Origin of the sequence: Mesorhizobium shonense (genome assembly GCF_040545255.1) — a bacterium.
Lineage (GTDB): Bacteria > Pseudomonadota > Alphaproteobacteria > Rhizobiales > Rhizobiaceae > Mesorhizobium > Mesorhizobium shonense.
The window spans coordinates 650,032-665,583 of sequence record NZ_JBEPLM010000001.1 but is presented as its reverse complement, the minus strand read 5'-3'; the positions used below and the strand labels follow the sequence as shown (position 1 = coordinate 665,583).

At 62.1% G+C, this 15,552-nt stretch carries 13 protein-coding genes, 1 tRNA gene and 1 pseudogene; 7 read left to right on the top strand and 8 right to left on the bottom strand.

Annotated features, from left to right (window positions below; translation table 11 throughout):
• Positions 1-697: 697 nt before the first annotated feature.
• Together ABID26_RS03455 and ABID26_RS03450 are read right to left on the bottom strand one after the other, a co-directional pair.
• Positions 698-886, bottom strand: a complete 189-nt coding sequence (locus tag ABID26_RS03455; protein WP_292371725.1) for a hypothetical protein — start codon at positions 884-886, stop codon at positions 698-700.
• A 409-nt stretch (positions 887-1,295) separates the two neighbouring features.
• A complete protein-coding gene (locus ABID26_RS03450) occupies positions 1,296-2,486 on the bottom strand; it encodes a hypothetical protein (RefSeq protein WP_354413823.1) in 1,191 nt (396 codons plus the stop codon).
• Positions 2,487-2,650: 164 nt separating this feature from the next.
• Between ABID26_RS03450 and ABID26_RS03445 the strand changes: the two are divergent.
• Positions 2,651-2,915 (top strand): annotated as a pseudogene (locus ABID26_RS03445) (FAD-dependent oxidoreductase); the annotation flags it as partial.
• Between the two features lie 380 nt (positions 2,916-3,295).
• Here the strand turns inward: ABID26_RS03445 and ABID26_RS03440 are convergent.
• From ABID26_RS03440 to ABID26_RS03430, 3 genes are read right to left on the bottom strand one after another with little or no spacing between them, the layout of a single operon-like run.
• Entirely contained in the window at positions 3,296-4,141 is an 846-nt protein-coding gene (locus tag ABID26_RS03440; RefSeq protein ID WP_354413821.1) for a DeoR/GlpR family DNA-binding transcription regulator, read from the bottom strand.
• Positions 4,142-4,184: 43 nt separating this feature from the next.
• The gene (locus ABID26_RS03435) at positions 4,185-4,958 is read right to left on the bottom strand and encodes an SDR family NAD(P)-dependent oxidoreductase (protein ID WP_292371719.1); all 774 of its coding nucleotides are present in this window, start codon (positions 4,956-4,958) and stop codon (positions 4,185-4,187) included.
• A gap of 12 nt (positions 4,959-4,970) precedes the next feature.
• Positions 4,971-6,239 carry an ADP-dependent glucokinase/phosphofructokinase gene (locus ABID26_RS03430; protein WP_354413819.1) on the bottom strand — a complete coding sequence of 423 codons (1,269 nt, stop codon included), beginning with the start codon at positions 6,237-6,239 and terminating at the stop codon, positions 4,971-4,973.
• A 394-nt stretch (positions 6,240-6,633) separates the two neighbouring features.
• Here ABID26_RS03430 and ABID26_RS03425 point away from each other — a divergent pair, with 394 nt between their 5' ends.
• The 6 genes from ABID26_RS03425 to ABID26_RS03400 all read left to right on the top strand — a co-directional run bounded on the left by ABID26_RS03425 (position 6,634) and on the right by ABID26_RS03400 (position 12,887).
• Positions 6,634-7,650 carry a hypothetical protein gene (locus ABID26_RS03425; protein WP_354413817.1) on the top strand — a complete coding sequence of 339 codons (1,017 nt, stop codon included), beginning with the start codon at positions 6,634-6,636 and terminating at the stop codon, positions 7,648-7,650.
• 222 nt (positions 7,651-7,872) lie between these two features.
• Positions 7,873-9,159 (top strand): ABC transporter substrate-binding protein, encoded by a 1,287-nt coding sequence (locus tag ABID26_RS03420; RefSeq protein ID WP_354413815.1) that lies wholly within the window; start codon positions 7,873-7,875, stop codon positions 9,157-9,159.
• A gap of 82 nt (positions 9,160-9,241) precedes the next feature.
• Positions 9,242-10,183: a carbohydrate ABC transporter permease gene (locus ABID26_RS03415; protein ID WP_292371711.1), complete on the top strand. Its 942-nt coding sequence runs from the start codon at positions 9,242-9,244 to the stop codon at positions 10,181-10,183.
• On the top strand, positions 10,180-11,016 hold the full coding sequence (locus ABID26_RS03410; protein WP_354413811.1) for a carbohydrate ABC transporter permease: 837 nt from the start codon (positions 10,180-10,182) through the stop codon (positions 11,014-11,016). Before ABID26_RS03415 ends, ABID26_RS03410 begins: the two co-directional genes overlap by 4 nt.
• 4 nt (positions 11,017-11,020) lie before the next feature.
• Positions 11,021-12,127, top strand: a complete 1,107-nt coding sequence (locus ABID26_RS03405; protein WP_354413809.1) for an ABC transporter ATP-binding protein — start codon at positions 11,021-11,023, stop codon at positions 12,125-12,127.
• 31 nt (positions 12,128-12,158) lie between these two features.
• Positions 12,159-12,887: an SDR family oxidoreductase gene (locus ABID26_RS03400; protein WP_292371706.1), complete on the top strand. Its 729-nt coding sequence runs from the start codon at positions 12,159-12,161 to the stop codon at positions 12,885-12,887.
• 762 nt (positions 12,888-13,649) lie between these two features.
• Here the strand turns inward: ABID26_RS03400 and ABID26_RS03395 are convergent.
• From ABID26_RS03395 to ABID26_RS03385, 3 genes are all read right to left on the bottom strand, one after another.
• Positions 13,650-13,904, bottom strand: a complete 255-nt coding sequence (locus ABID26_RS03395) for a hypothetical protein (RefSeq protein WP_292371704.1) — start codon at positions 13,902-13,904, stop codon at positions 13,650-13,652.
• A gap of 993 nt (positions 13,905-14,897) precedes the next feature.
• A tRNA-Gln gene (locus ABID26_RS03390) sits at positions 14,898-14,972 on the bottom strand.
• A gap of 174 nt (positions 14,973-15,146) precedes the next feature.
• The gene (locus ABID26_RS03385; RefSeq protein WP_126101425.1) at positions 15,147-15,491 is read right to left on the bottom strand and encodes a VOC family protein; all 345 of its coding nucleotides are present in this window, start codon (positions 15,489-15,491) and stop codon (positions 15,147-15,149) included.
• Positions 15,492-15,552 lie beyond the last annotated feature (61 nt).

Below are 15,552 nucleotides of genomic sequence, written 5' to 3'. Positions count from 1 at the left end.
CGCCGGCAGGCGTACGAAAGTCCCCGAGGAAGGAACCCGTGGGCCACAGGCGACGGCTATGCGGATTTCGATTTGCGGCTGATGTCGGCGATGGCTGGGACCTCGCCAAGGAGGGCGGAGATGGATGCCGACAGGCCGCTTCGATGCGCCTCCAGGCGATGTTGTCGGCCCGGCACGCGGCTGGCCGCGGCTGGCCCGGCGCCGGAAGCCTCGAAGATGCTGCTTTGTCCGATGCGGCGTTGTTGCTTCTCTCGTCGTCAAGGAAGGCGATCAAGTTCAGCCGGGCCAAGCATCTCGGACGTCATGAATTCGATATAGAGCGCCGCGCCGATCCCGGTCGCCAAGCCGAAGGCAAGGGGCGCGGCTGCCGAACACTCCGAGGCCGGTCTGCAGCCACTCGGCGCGCCTTTGGCAATAGAACCAGGCGCTCGCTGGCGGCCTGACGATGGATCTGGGAAATACCAGCGCACGATGCTCCGGTCGACGTCGCGACGAAACGGCATCTGCATCCCGACGCGTTGCCGGCCCGCGGTGAACTTGGCTCCGACGTTGGAGAGCTCGCCGAAACCGGCCGCCTGCTACTGGTCAACCGGCCTCGCCGCGACGGCAATCCGCGAAGTCGACAGTCGCCCATAGAAACGCGATGGTCTTGAGTGCTGGCGCGAGACATATCGGCCACGCCCCGCGCCGGTACTTGCTAATTTGGCCTACGAGTTTTTCTTCTTCGTTTCAGAACGGGTAGTTTGTTTTCAGGGCCGGGTTCCCTGAGCCTTTTCTCGATCTGATGATCGCGACGGGCGAAGTCCCTGGCCAAAGCCCTCACGAGCTCTTCAAGCAGCTTCTGCTTCTCCAGCATTTCCTTGGTGGGTCTTCCACGCTTTGCCATCTGTGTTGTCTCCGGCGCCGGTATTGGCGCGGGTGCACGGTCCCGATGGCTTGTTACAGGGAGGTATGGTAACGGGTGGAGCCTGAAATTCAGCGCTTAAATGCCAAATTATATAGAAATATCAATAAGTTAATCACAAATGGTAGCGGAGGATCGCTACATCGCTAAACCCACTATCGAGGAGGCGGTGTTTTCCTATCGGCGACAGTCTAAATAAAGGTCGTCCAGGCCAATCCTCCCAAGGATCTGTTCGTCCGTGAATCCGGATCGTTTCATTGCCCGTCTCCTCTTCCAGAGAACAGGCTAACCTCAAGGCGAGGACTTTCCAGGGGAGCAGGTCAACTGCCCTTCGGTGAACTTCTGCAAGGTTCGACATCGAGGCATAGCGGCTGATTAGGCCTCGACCGAGTTACTGGCAGCACACCTTGCGAACGTAGGTGTTGCCGAAGGTCGCGTAGGCGTCGTCGGGGATCGCGCCCCTGGCCTTCATCTCGTTTACCAAGCTCTTGGCCATTTGCTCGTCATACGTGCTTTCCAAGGTGATCGCGAACCAGCCATTTGTGGCAAGATAGGCAGAAAGAGGAATCGATGCGGAGCGCACATATGCTTCGGCGTCTGCATAGTTGTTGAAGCTCTTGACCTGAATATGCCTCTTTCCGAATGGGCCGCTGTCGTATTGGTCGACGTGAACCCAGGTGTCGTGCATGTAGCCAACTTGATTTCCGGCCTGGACTCGGTACCAGCGACCGCTGTTACCAAGGATCGCCACCCAACTTCCGTTCCTCAGCACCGCCACATTTGCCGACTTTCCCTCTGGCACCGCCTTGAGGGGCGCGGAACCCTTGGGGTGGCCGATGCGACCCGAGCGGGCCTGCGGAATAGCGAGTGACAGAGCAGCTGGAGGAGGCGGAGCAACTGACGGGGGTGGAGCAGCAGTCGGGGGCGGGGTGACTTGCGGCTGAGGTGTTGGCGTCGAGGATGGTGCTTGGCTCGCCACCTGACTTTGGCCGGCGCCTGGTACGAAGGTCACAACCTGGTATTTCACCATCTCGCTCATCGACAGATATCGGATGTCGTTGCTGTCATATTGTAGCGAAAGCTGGAGGAGGGCCGGGTCCACGCCCATTTCGATCATGTAGGTCATGACATCGGCGGTAATCTGCTGGACGGCGGAGACAGCTTCCTGGGTGGTGAGAGGAACGTTGCCCTGGAAAGATGACTTGTGAACTCCAATGGAGCCCGGGTCAGCGTAGCGGATGACGCCGCCTAGGAAAGCAAGAGAGCATGCGGAGGCACATTCGACAGCCTTGAACTGGATCGTATTGATGCCTAGCCTGCGTATGAGGCGGCCTAGTTCCATTGCCTTCTGAATGTTGCCGCCTGGAGACGCGAATGTGACTGTGGTCGCCGAATTGGATCGCACCTGGTTCTCAAAGATAGACAGGTCGTCCTGGTAGGCGAAATCGCCTGACACCAGGATGTAATGCAGCCCCCAGTCAGTTTGTCCTGCTTGGAATTGCAAGCCAGCGCGGGCCGTCGTTGTGGCTAACAGCGCCGATGCAATAAACAGCAATACGCGGATGAAAAAAACGCGAAACATAGCCCCAGACAACCCCGGCCATATGTCTAGCGCGAACAGCGAATGCCTGTCGATTCAATGTTGGGAAGTTGGTGAACATCAGGCAGAGTTTCTGCACGTTCGCACAGCGGCGCGTGCAGGTGTGCAGTATTCCGTCACCGTCAGTCCTAGAACTTCAACCGGCGGCCCGCCGGCGGACGCTCGGACACTCCGTGCCGATCTTTTCCCAGGCGGGGATGTGGGCAAGGGCACGCTGTGGTCGGGGCTACGGCCTATGACGCCCGACGGAACCCCGATGATCGGCCCTACGAAGATGAAGGGCTTTTCCTCAACACCGGTCACGTCACGCTGGGCTGGACAATGAGCTCGGGCTCTGCCCGAGTCATAAGCGACATTGTCAGCGGCCGTAAGCCGGAGATCGATGCGACCGACCTAGCTGTTGCGTGCTAGACCTGACATTTGTGTCAGATACCGTGAGAGGTAACTCTCAGCCAATCCTAGGGACGGATCGTATTAGGTAGGGCGGGAACGCGCGCTCAAATCGCCACGGTTAGCGAATATCGGCATCGATGGTTGCTTGTCCCCGCAACCAATTCTATCATAAATCAATAACCGTCCCGGTCTAACCGGGGCGGTTTTTTTGCATTCTAAAGCCCGTCGGAAAGGCCGAAATGGGCCCGACGATTCCGCAGAAGACAACAGGTGGACTTCGACACCTCTTATATGAAGCAAAACGACTCTGCTTCGTAGATCCCAAGCGGAGTCTATTTTGTCGCCCGACGACGAGCCGCCTTGCGAGGATGGCCAGGCTCGCCCACGGGCGATAACGCTCACAACGGCCGAATGTTGTTGCTGGGATGACGCGCCGCAACACCGCCGACCCGCACCACCGTCACCTTCCGCTCCGCGGCGTAGAGCGACGACAGCGCATCCTGCGAGACGCCTTCGTCGGTGATCACTTCATCGATCTGGGAAATGTCCGAAAGTGTGCAGAAGCCGGGCGCGGTGAATTTCGAAGAGTCGACGAGCAGTATCGTCTTGCGGGCGGAGGAAATCATGGCGCGCTTGAGCGAGGCCACTTCCAGCGAGGTTTCCGTGAGAAGGGTTCCGGTGACCGCCGAGGCGCCTGTCATGCACAGATCGGCATGCAGCGTCTTGATGAAGCTCTCGCCGGGCTCGCCGGCGAGGTGCCGGTAACCCGGGCGCACGGTACCGCCGGGCAGGATGATGCGCCAGGATTTGATGTCGGCGGCGAAGTCGGCGATCTCCAGGCTGTTGGTCACCACGGTGAGCGGCAGGTCGCGTTCGGCGGCGGCGCGCACAGCCTCCATCACGGTCGAGGAACTGTCGAAGATGACACTGTCGCCGGCGCTGAGCCGCCCGGCCGCCTCGCGGCCGATGGCGAGCTTCTCGGCATGCTGCAATTCGGCGTTGACAGTGGTTTCGCGCTCGAAGGTGGCGCGCATCGGCTGTAAGAGATGTGCGCCACCATGCGTGCGTTCGAGATAGCCCTTCTCCACCAGATGCTCGAGGTCGCGGCGCACCGTCGACTGCGAGCCGCCGATCGTGTCGGCAAGCTCCTGGATCGAGGCCGCGCCGTTGACGCGCAGATGTTCCAGGATGAGCGCCTGCCGCTTGGCGGGAACCATTTCGACGCGTTTGCTTGGAGTATCCATATTCGACCCGCCTGGCCCGGATCGCCGGACCAATTCGGCATCCCTACCAAATCGTATAACCGCAATCCACAACCACCACCGCGCCGGTCATAGCGCTGGCTGCGTCCGAGGCGAGAAAGAGGATGGGGGCGGCGATCTCATCCGGCTGCGCGACACGCCGCATCGGTGTCATGTCCATCCAGATGGGCATCAGCTTGTCGTCGCTGAAGCCGCCGCGCGACATCACCGTATCGACATAGGTCGGCGCCACGCAGTTCACCCGCACGCCGCGCGCCGCCCATTCGCCGGCGAGCGAACGCGTCATGTGATGCACGGCCGCCTTCGCGGCATTGTAATGCGCCTGGCGCTGCGGCTTGTTGGAGATCAGCCCGGACATCGAGCCAAGCGTCACGATCGAGCCGCGGCCGCGCTCGAGCATTGGCCTGGCGAACTCGCGACAGCACCAGTAGGCGCCGTTGAGGTCGACATCGACCACCTTCAGCCACACCTCGTCGCTCATCTCCTCGCCGCCCGTATCGGGCCAGGCGATACCGGCATTGGCGATCAGTATGTCGACCGCGCCATGGCGCTCATTGGCCACCTTCGCGGCAGCGGCGACCGCCGTTGAATCGGTGACGTCGAGTTCAACCGCCTCGACCGCGTAGCCCTTCTGCTTGAGTTCCTCGCGCCCGGCAGCCAGCACCTTTGGATTGAGGTCCGATATGATGACTTTTGCGCCGGCCTCGGCCAGCGCCTCGGCCGTCGACAAGCCGATGCCGCGGCCGCCGCCGGTGATGAAAGCCGTCTTGCCGTCGAGGCGGAAGCGTTCGAGAAACATCAAAATTGTCCTTCAGGCGTGTTGGAGGTTTTGGCCGGCATTGGCGTGACGGGTGCGTCCCAGGATCAGCAGGCAGCCGGCGGTGAAGCTGTCGCCGAGGCCGAGTGTCGTCGCCGGCTTGTCCAGATAGGGCGACGCGCAGGCGACGAAGGTCCAGCGTCCCTTGCACGCGGGCGCCTCGAACGGAAGCGGATGGAACGCGGCCGCCGGCGAGATCGATATGTCCCGCGCGGGCGCGCCGTTTGCGGCCCTGGCGCTGGCGATCGCGCAGCCCGCCATCAGCGCCAGTTCCTCTTCCTGCGGGTCGTTGAGCGTCACGGCAGCCGCCCATGTGTCAGCATGCACGCAGACGCGCTCGAGGCCGAGCCGGTCGCCAAGCGCGATAAGCGCGTCCATCGGACGATGGGCGGCCGGGCTCATGGCAAGCAATTCGGAATGGCTCATGCCGAGCGACGTGATTGCGCCGCGCGCATTGGACAGAAGCTCCTCGACCGCCTGTTGCGAGGCATAGCCCGCCAGCTCGAAATGGATGGTGCGCAGGCCGGCGTCCTTCCAGTCGCGGCTCAACGCGAACACATGCCGGCTGGCGGCGCCGACATTCTCTGTCGCCTCGTCGTTGAGGCCGGAAAGCAGCCCGGCCGCGGCCGATGGCGCCAGTTGCCGCGACAGGCTTTCGAAGTCGGCATCATGCTGTATGCCGCGATCGCCGAAACGGATTATGACCCGTGAGGAGCGCGCCGGGACCACCGGACCGATCGCCCGACCGGCGGTGAATTCGAAGATGAAGATTTCGGGGATATGCGGCCCGGTAGCCGGCACTTCGTCCACGGTTTTGAGTGTCCCGCCTTGCGCCAGAAGAACGCCCGACGGGATTTGCCGCAGCATCAGGCCATGGCGATCTTCCAGCGCCACCAGCGAGCGCACACCGAGCTGCCCGAGCACCCAGGCCGCCTGTGGCCCGGTTCCGCCCAGCGCATAGCGCGGCCGCAGACGCTCGCGCAGCCATGCCGGGCCTTCTGGCCAGTCGAAGCGCACCTCGCCGCCCACGCCGCGCTCGGCGCGCGCAAGCAGCAGCGCCGCAAGCCGCGCCGCCTGCGTGTCGGCCGGCGCCTCCAGCAACGGCTGGATGTCGCTCATCTCGACCAGCGCGTCGACGCATGCGCTGATGCCGCACAGGAAAAGTCCCGCCGACGACAACGCGTCGGCACCAAGCGGGCCTGACCGCGGATCGGTCAGGGCCGCATAGCGTTCCGCGAACGATCCGGTGGCAACATCGCTCATGCCGTGCCTTTCCTCCTCAACCGGCAGCCCTCCTCGGCCGGCATTGTCAATTGCTATCATTATCTTCCAAATCGTCAACGCGTTTTTTGCCCGACCACCTCAACTGTGCTTCGGTTGGAAGCATCTCATAGTACCGAACTGGCGGCTCAAACTTCGGTTGATAATGCTGTCTAAATCCGGTTCCTGCAACAAGATATAGCAGATTCAAGTACTTATGCGAATTTTCCTTTCCGCGAGCCTCTGCGTCGGAAGTGCCGTGTTGCCAAAGCGAGCACTTCGCAAAGTTAGAGAGAGTTAGAAAGCTATTGACAGATTATGAGAACTTTCGCCATAGTGCGGCACGCTTGGATCGCGACATCGCGCCGGCGCGCAGCAGATTTCACCGAGGAAGATCATGGTCACGAGACTGGACAGGAAGCTGGCGAACATTCGTGCCGGCCGTTACACGCGGGCCGATTTCGTCATTGCCGATGCCAAGGACAGCGATGTCGGCGCGGGCGTGACCGCTACCGGCTTCGATTATTCGGCCAAGCCGCCGCGCCGCCGCACCCGCCAGGAATTCATCACCCAAATCGAGGAGATCATCAAACAGGACGTGGTCGACATCATGCTGGTGTCGCAGTCCAATCTCGAGCTTCTCGACGAGCGCGGCGGCTTTTTCGGCAGCGAGGTGAAGCCCGCCATCCGCGGCAATCTGGAGACGATGTGCTGGGGCGCCGTGCGCCACGGCACCTATGTGCAGACGGCATCGGTGCCCTTCCGTGACACCAATTTGGCGCGCGCCATCGCCAATTATCCCGCGCATGGCACCGATCTCGCCCTCTATTCGGTTTCCTACAGCAACGATGTCGAGCTCGACGTCCGCACCTTGAACGCCTTTGCCGACTTCCGTGCCGAGGCGGCCCGCGTCGGCTTCAAATATTTCTACGAGGTCTTCAATCCGAGCATCGACCTCGGCTTCAGCCGCGACCAGATCGGCGAATTCGTCAACGACAACATCATCAAGTCGCTGGCGAGCGTACCGAAAGCCGAGCGTCCGCTGTTCCTGAAGACGGCCTATAACGGGCCGAAGGCGCTGGAAGAGCTTGCCAGCTTCGACAGCGAGCTGATCGTCGGCGTGCTCGGCGGCGGTGCCGGCACGACGCGAGACACTTTCGAGCTGGTCGCGCAGTCGGAGCGTTACGGCGCCCGCCTCGCGCTGTTCGGCCGCAAGATCAACCTCGCCGAGGCGCCGTTGCAGCTCATCGTCCTGATGCGCGCCGTGGCCGACGGCACGCTCGGGCCGGAAGAGGCCGTGCGCGCCTATCACGGCGAGTTGCAGAAGCTCGGGCTGACGCCGAACCGGCCGCTCGCCGATGATCGTGCGATCACCGAAGAGGTGCTGACCGAAGCGGCCGCCAAAGCGGCCTGAGATCAGTGCGCGACGGCAAGGCCGTCGCGCTTACGACGACGGCAAAGCCGTCGCGCTTACGACGACGGCAAAGCCGTCGCGCTTACGACGACGGCAAAGCCGTCGCGCTTACGACGACGGCAAAGCCGTCGCGCTTGAATGACCTGGCGACGGGTCATGGTGTCCGCGGGGTGGAGGCCCGCGGCGCGCATCATCCTGGGAACTGAAAAAGGGAGGAATATGATGAGGAAAATGCTGTTTCTTGCGACGACGATCCTCGCCGCCGCGCTTTATTCCGCTTCCGCCAATGCCGAGCAGAAAGAGGTGACCGTTTGGTCCTGGTTCGTCCAGAGCACGATGGAAAAATCGATCGCGGCCTTCGAGAAGGCCCACCCCGACATCAAGGTCAAATACACCTATTACAATTATTCGCCTGAATACATCACTGCGCTCAAGGCCGCCGCGGCCTCGGGCAGCCTGCCCGACGTGATCGGCCTGCAGCCCGGCTCGCTCACCCAGCAATATCGTGAAAATCTGGAAGCGGTGAACGACCGCGCCGCCAAGCAGTGGGGCGACAAATGGGCCGACAAGGTCTTCCCCGTCAATCGCAAGCAGATGCTGATGGGCAATCCCAAGGGCGATGAGAACTATTACATCATCCCGCAGGAATCGCAGGTGCTGTGCATCTGGTACAACCGCAAGATCTTCGAGAAGCTCAACCTTTCCCCGCCGAAGACCTATGCCGACCTCAAGGCGGCCGCCAAGGCCCTGACGGATGGCGGCTACATCCCGATGTTCCAGGGCGCCGCGGACGGCTGGCAGAACGAGAACGTCTTCCTGATGCTCGCCAACCAGTTCTCGCCCGGCATCGTCGACAAGGCGCAGGCAGGCGAGAAGCCGTGGACGGCGCCTGAGCTGGTCGCGGCGATGAAGGCCTGGAAAGGCCTCTTCGACGACGGCATCTTCCAGCAAGGCGCGCTGGGAGCCCATGCCTATCCGACCGGCGCACAGCTCTTCGCGCAGGGCAAGGTCGGCATGATGGCGCTAGGCTCCTGGTGGATGCAGGAAAGCAAGTTCCCGCCGCCGCTGTCGGAATATGTTCAGAACATGGAAGGCTTCGATTTCTTCTACCTGCCCCCGGTCAAGGACGGCAATTCCGCGAGCCCGCCGGTCGGCGGTATCGACATCGGCTACGGCCTGACCAAGAACGGCAGCAAGAACCCGGGAGCCTGGACCTTCCTTGCCGAGCTCACCAACGGCGTCGGCCTGCAAGAAGCGCTCAACGACCTCAACGACCTGCCGGCCTTCGATGGCAATGCGCCGAAGGGCGACATCACCGACCATGTGAAGGAGATGTCGGCCCGGTTTATGGCCGATCTCCCGAAGGCCGAGAACCAGCGCTTCGCTTCGCCCGCCGTGGCCGAGGCACTGGACAATGCGTTGGCCGGCGTCGCCGCCGGCAGCACCGAGCCGGAAGCGGCCTTGGCCGTCGTCCAGGCGGCGACCGAGAAAGCTCTCGCGGCAAAATAACCCACGACCAACTGCCGGGCGTGGAAACGCGCCCGGCTCTTTTTTCAGTGCCGGTCTTTTTTCAGGTAAGATGGCGAGCATCATGAGCGCAGAGGCCATGCGAGCCGGAACCGCCGTCGCGGCGGCGAAACGGCGATCGGCATCGAGAGCTTCGACGCTCTATCTCTTCGCCCTGCCGGCGACCCTGCTCTTCACGGTCTTCATCGCTTATCCGATCCTGTGGGTCGCCGGGCAGAGCTTCTATTCCGGCAAGGCGGATGGCGGGACGGTCTTTGCCGGCTTCGCCAACTACACGATCATCCTCAGCGACCCGACCTTCTGGATCGTGGTGCGCAACATGGTGCTGTGGGGCGTCATCACCATTCCCGTGCAGATGCTGATCGGCGGGTTGCTCGCCTATTTCATCGAGCGCCACACGCATACCTTGCGCGGCTTCTTCCGCACCATGTTCTTCCTGCCGGTGGTGACCTCGGTCTCGGTCATCAGCCTGGTGTGGGTGCAGATCTATGCGCCCTATTACGGCATCGCCCAGGAATATCTGAAGCATGTCGGCATCGTCATGATGACGTCGCCGATCGGCGACCCGAAGACCGCGATCTACGCGCTGATCGTCGTCAACATCTGGCAGTGGACCGGCTTCTCGATGCTGATGTACATCGCCGGCATCGCCAACCTGCCGAGCGAAGTGCTCGATGCCGCCCGCATCGATGGCGCACGAGGTTGGCGGCTTGCCGTGCATGTCATCGTGCCGATGCTTTCGCCGGCGACGAAGTCGCTGCTTTTGCTCGGCGTCATCGGCACGCTGCAGACCTTCCCGATCGTGCATCTGATGACCGGCGGCGGCCCGAACCGGGCGAGCGAGGTCTTCGGCACCTTCATCTTCAAGCAGAGCTTCGTGCTCGGCGACACCGCCAGCGGCGCGGCGCTTTCCGTCATCGTGCTGGTCATCGCGCTCGTGCTGTCGCTGGTCCAGATCGCCTTGCTCGGCGCCAGGCTGTCGCCTGCCGGAAAGGAACAGCCATGATGGCGCCGCTCGCCCGCAACCGCATCCGCGGCGTTGTCATCCATGCGGTGCTCTTCGTCGTGCTCGGCTTCTGGATGATTCCGCAGATCTATATGCTGTCGATCGGGCTGCGCACGCCGGCGCAGGCCTTCGACGCCGCGTTGTTCACCTGGCCGGTGACCTTCGACAACTTCATCACCGTCATCCGCGACAATCCGCTGGGCGGCATTTTCTTGAACAGCCTGATCATCACCGTAGCGACGGTGGCAATCGTGGTCACCGTCTCCTCGCTCTTTGCCTTCGCCTGCGCGATCCTGCGGCTGAAGGGTTCGATGTTCCTCTATACGACCCTGCTCACCACCCTGATGGTGCCGCTCGCCTCGATGGTCCTGCCTTTGGCCATCCTGCTGAAGACCTTCGGCTGGGTGAACACCTATATCGGCCTCATCCTGCCCTATGCCGCGCTCGGCGTGCCGTTCGCCATGGTCATCCTGAAAGCCTTCATGGAGGACGCGCCTCGCGAGCTGTTCGAGGCGGCACGCGTGGACGGCTGCAATCCTTGGCAAATCTATTGGCACGTAGCCCTGCCGCTAGTGCGGCCGGCGCTGGTCTTCGTCACCATCTGGCAGTTCATCGTGACGTGGAACGAGTTCTTCCTCGCCCTCATCGTGCTCACCAAGAGCGAGATGAAGACGCTCACCATCGTGCCGATGCAGTATTCCGGCCTCTATATGGCCAATCCCGGCGCGCTCTTTGCGATCCTGACGCTGATCGCGCTCCCCTTGATCTTGCTTTATGTGCTGGTGCAGCGCGCCTTCGTGCGCGGCCTGCTGGCCGGCGCGGTGAAAGGTTAGACCGATGGCGACGCTCTCGATCGATAGGATCACCAAGGCCTTCGGCCACACCACCGTCATCCCCGAACTGTCGCTGACCATCGAGGATGGCGAGTTCTGCGTCCTGGTCGGGCCGTCGGGCTGCGGCAAGTCCACGCTGCTTCGGATCATCGCTGGGCTGGAGCCGATCAGCTCCGGCCGCATCCTGGTCGACGGCGTCGACATGAGCGACGCGGAGCCGCCGGAGCGGGGCGTGGCAATGGTGTTCCAGTCCTACGCGCTTTATCCGCACATGGATGTCGGCCGCAACATCGGCTTCGGCCTCAAGATCGCCCGCACGCCCGTCGTCGAGATTGCCGAGCGCGTCGGCCGCGCCGCCGAGAAACTGCGGCTCGGCTCCTATCTCAAGCGCAAGCCGCGCGAGCTCTCCGGCGGCCAGCGTCAGCGCGTCGCCATCGGCCGCGCCATGACGCGCAAGCCGAAGTTGTTCCTGCTCGACGAGCCGCTCTCCAATCTCGATGCAGCACTTCGCGTCGGCATGCGCGTCGAGATCGCGCGGCTGAAGGCGGAGCTCGCCTCCACCATGGTCTATGTCACGCATGACCAGGTCGAAGCGATGACACTGGCCGATCGCATCGTCGTCATGAATGGTGGCCGCATCGAGCAGGTCGGCGCGCCGCTCGACCTCTACCACCGGCCGGCGAACCTGTTCGTTGCCGGCTTCATCGGCTCGCCGGCAATGAATTTTTTGAAGGGCCGCGTCGCCTCGGTTGAGGGCAAACAGGCAACGGTCAGGCTGGACCTGGGGTTTTCGCTCCGGATGTCCGTTTCGAAGCCAACCCGAGCGGGCGCCGAAGTGACCGTAGGCATCCGGCCGGAACACATCGTGCTTGCGGCCGAAGGTGAGGCCGATGCGGTCGTCCTGAAAGCCAGCGTGGTCGAGCTTCTGGGCAGCGACACTTTCATTCATGTGCGCGACGGCGAGGAAAGCCTGGTCATCCGCGACAGCGGTGGCCGCGTGGCGCGCGCAGGCGACCGGATCGCGATCTCGTTGCCGCCCGGTGTCTGCCATCTCTTCGACAAGGGCGGCCAAAGAATTTCCGATTCGGTGGCAGCCACCGAGCCCGCCTGACACGACCTTAAAGACATCACAAGAGGGAACCATGACGGATTTTCACGGACGCAGCATTCTGGTGACGGGCGGCAGCGGTGGCATTGGCGGCGCCACCGTCCGGCATCTGGTGCGAGCCAATGCCAATGTGATCGCGGCTGGACGGTCGCAGGAGGCGCTGGACGCAATCGCCAAGGAAACCGGCTGCCGGACAGTCACCTTCGACCTTGCTTCCGAGGACGAGATCCGCGACGCGCTCGAAGGCCTCGATCTTTGGGGCGTGGTAAATTGCGGCGGCTTCGGCGGCGAGATCGCGACGCCGATGGACACCGACATCGCCATCTTCGACAAGGTCATCACCATTAATGCGCGCGGCGCGCTTTTGGTCACCAAATACGCCACGCGCCAGATGGTGGCGATCGGAAAGGGTGGGGCGATCGTCAACGTCTCCAGCCAGGCGGCATTGGTCGCGCTCGAAGGCCATATTTCCTACGGCTCGTCCAAGGCGGCGCTCGAAAACATCACCCGCTGCTCGGCGCTGGAGCTGGGCAAATACAACATCCGCGTCAACAGCGTGAACCCGACCGTGGTCATGACGCCGATCTCATCCGGCCACTGGAGCCAGCCGCATGTCGCCGAGCCGTTCCTGAAGCAGATGCCGCTCGGGCGCTGGGCGACCGAGGACGAGGTCGCCGGCCCGATCGTCTTCCTGCTCAGCGATGCTGCCTCGATGATCACCGGCATCCACCTGCCCATCGACGGCGGCTACACGTGCCGGTGAGCCGATGCCATCTCCATCTGCCCGACCTGCGAAACTGATACGATGGAGCGGAACCAGCACCGCGCCGCATACCGCTTCGTATGGGCGGGGGCGAGCGGCCAACCCCGGAGGTCATCTAATCTGCCTGGGGCTCCTGTCAGCTTTTCGAAATTTCTGTCTCGCACCTCCGGCCGAATTGCTCGCGTTTGTGAAGGAGATTGGAATTTCTGAATCCGACACGGTGCAAGCTTGATCGGCGCTGGCTGTGTGGGGCGAGACGGTCGAGGGACACCGTCAACATAGCGCTGCGTTCGTGTGCTGAGGGGAGTTTTCAACCGCGGAGTCACGGCCCCGAATCCAGTCCCCGCAACCAATTTTATCATAAATCAATAGCCGTCCCGGTCTAACCGGGGCGGTTTTTTGCGTTTCTACAAGCCGGGCAATCACATTGGCGACGGTGGCAGGTCGCAGGCGTCGTGAGCAGGCCCGAAGGGCCGTCTCTCAGCGAACTGGCGCCGTCCTATGCCAAAAGTGCCCCGGTTAGAAAAGTTCCTTACATTCGTCACCTGCCAATAACCGGCCCGAGCGGTACGGACGCGTCGTGGGTTCAGCGCCATGGTGATGCTTCGAAGGCTTGTGATACCGGATCGCAGGATCGATCGGGAAGACCGGCCAAATAGCTTCGGTGAAGCGGCACGTTCACGGATGGAGACGGCGAGTCCACGTGCAGCCGCGTTGTCTACGCACAGTCTGGTCCCCAGGGCGTTAGCGGATGGCAGATGGTTAAGTCATCCTCCGAACGACCCAGAGCGACCGGCCCGCATGAGCGATCCCGGACAACAGTCGAAGGCGAGGATCATCTATGAGCCGCTCACCCTCGATCACATCAAGAAGCAGGACCTGCTGATCGGTCTCGTTGGCGTTCGGCGTAATCCACCAGCGCCGATCCTCGCAGCAAAGCCCAGCCTTCGGATGTTCCTGAAGGTATTCAATCGCATATTCGGCGTCCACTTTTCTCAGTGCCGCATCCTCGGACATTTGCGTTCCTCCCCCGTCGGCGATCGCTTAGGGACTATGCCTGATGATGGAGTCCGGCGGACGGATTTATCGGGCGCGCTATCAGCTTGCGGCCCGGCCGGAGCCCGGCGCTATTACCGTGAAGAAGCTACCCCGCCGGCAGGGCGCAGGTAAAGTCCGCGGCACTGATCCGGCGCTGCGGACGAGGTGCGCTGTTTAGCACCGGTCGAGAGGGCGCTATTCTGCGCAAGCTGTCGATCGAGGTGCGGCTGGAGATCCACAAGCTGCCGCGGAACTATCAGCGCCAGTGCTCACGACCCTTCTTATTGGTCGCTGTCCTCGTCGTCATTTTCATCGCCCGACTGGCTGTTCCGACTTGCGTCATCGGCTTGCTCTTCAACGTAAGCTTGACAGCCTTCGTTGAAAGATCGGCTATCCCCATCGCAGTCCCGCTCGTCAGTGATGTCGTTCCTAGCCGCCCAATCGTAGCCGGCCTCGTGTCCCGAGCAGTCATCCGTGCAATCGTAGCCATGGAACGTCTCTTGCGCGTTTGCCGGGGCAGCAAGAGATCCGACTAGCGTAAGGGCGCCGGCCGCGACAAGAATTCGGATCATCACTAAACACTCCCTATCGAAGCCCCGGTGTCCGGTATTTCGGGACCTTGGCGAAGATGAGGCTTGGCAGTCGGGATCCGATGGGAGGGCGGTCTGGCGGGGTGAATAGGGGCGTCTGGGCCGGCGGCCGACGCATACTGTTTTTGGGGGCAGGGGTTGGGGTACATGAAAACGTCGGCCGCCGGTGTTAGGCGGGATGCGTCATCAATGACGCAATCGCAAGTTAGGCGCGGTGGAAGCGCCTTCAACCAGGTTGCCTGATCATGGTGAATAAGCGGTTACTATCCACAGCGGGCGGGGTGTAGCCGATTGGCGGATTAGAAATGATAGTTGAGACCGACGCGAACCCGCGCAGTGATAGCATGCGCGTGGAACCAAACTATCCGTAGGGTATCCTGTTTGGCTGGGGCGCCAGGATTCGAACCTGGGAATGTCGGTACCAAAAACCGATGCCTTACCACTTGGCGACGCCCCAGCAGGCGGGCCGTGCCCGCTGCGCGCGGCCTTATAGGACGAGCCGCTGGAAAGCTCAATGGTTGGACCGCCAGCATCCAAGGTAATCTTGCCGCACGCCTGACGTTCCCCGAATTGCCGCGTTTTCGCAGAATCCAAAGGGCAATATGAAACCCAGCAGCGACCGGATCGCGGGTTACTCGCCCCAGACGGCGAGCTCGTTGCCGGCTGGGTCGGTGAAATGGAACCGCCTGCCGCCGGGAAAGGAGAAGATCGGCTTGACGATCGCGCCGCCGGCATTCTCGACCGCGTTGAGCGTCTCCTCGAGATTTTCGGAATAGAGCACGGGCAGCGGTTTGGCCGGCGCCTCGCCGGCGTCGGCCTGGAAGCCGCCGTCGAGCCCTTCGGCAAAGGCGGAGTAGGTCGGTCCGTAGTCGGTGAACGACCAGGAAAACGCCGCGCTGTAGAAGGATTTGACGCTGTCCAGCGTCCCGCCGGTGGCCGGCAGTTCCAGATAGTCGAGTTTTCCGTTGAGTTTCATTGCGCTACTCCACTTTGTTCTTGTTATGTTCTATATCGCGGCGCCGATACCGGCAAGTCTT

Coding starts and splice junctions, on each gene's coding strand:
- ABID26_RS03455 (WP_292371725.1), bottom strand. CDS start 886: ATGGCAAAGCGTGGAAGACCCACCAAGGAAATGCTGGAGAAGCAGAAG.
- ABID26_RS03450 (WP_354413823.1), bottom strand. CDS start 2,486: ATGTTTCGCGTTTTTTTCATCCGCGTATTGCTGTTTATTGCATCGGCG.
- ABID26_RS03440 (WP_354413821.1), bottom strand. CDS start 4,141: ATGGATACTCCAAGCAAACGCGTCGAAATGGTTCCCGCCAAGCGGCAG.
- ABID26_RS03435 (WP_292371719.1), bottom strand. CDS start 4,958: ATGTTTCTCGAACGCTTCCGCCTCGACGGCAAGACGGCTTTCATCACC.
- ABID26_RS03430 (WP_354413819.1), bottom strand. CDS start 6,239: ATGAGCGATGTTGCCACCGGATCGTTCGCGGAACGCTATGCGGCCCTG.
- ABID26_RS03425 (WP_354413817.1), top strand. CDS start 6,634: ATGGTCACGAGACTGGACAGGAAGCTGGCGAACATTCGTGCCGGCCGT.
- ABID26_RS03420 (WP_354413815.1), top strand. CDS start 7,873: ATGAGGAAAATGCTGTTTCTTGCGACGACGATCCTCGCCGCCGCGCTT.
- ABID26_RS03415 (WP_292371711.1), top strand. CDS start 9,242: ATGAGCGCAGAGGCCATGCGAGCCGGAACCGCCGTCGCGGCGGCGAAA.
- ABID26_RS03410 (WP_354413811.1), top strand. CDS start 10,180: ATGATGGCGCCGCTCGCCCGCAACCGCATCCGCGGCGTTGTCATCCAT.
- ABID26_RS03405 (WP_354413809.1), top strand. CDS start 11,021: ATGGCGACGCTCTCGATCGATAGGATCACCAAGGCCTTCGGCCACACC.
- ABID26_RS03400 (WP_292371706.1), top strand. CDS start 12,159: ATGACGGATTTTCACGGACGCAGCATTCTGGTGACGGGCGGCAGCGGT.
- ABID26_RS03395 (WP_292371704.1), bottom strand. CDS start 13,904: ATGTCCGAGGATGCGGCACTGAGAAAAGTGGACGCCGAATATGCGATT.
- ABID26_RS03385 (WP_126101425.1), bottom strand. CDS start 15,491: ATGAAACTCAACGGAAAACTCGACTATCTGGAACTGCCGGCCACCGGC.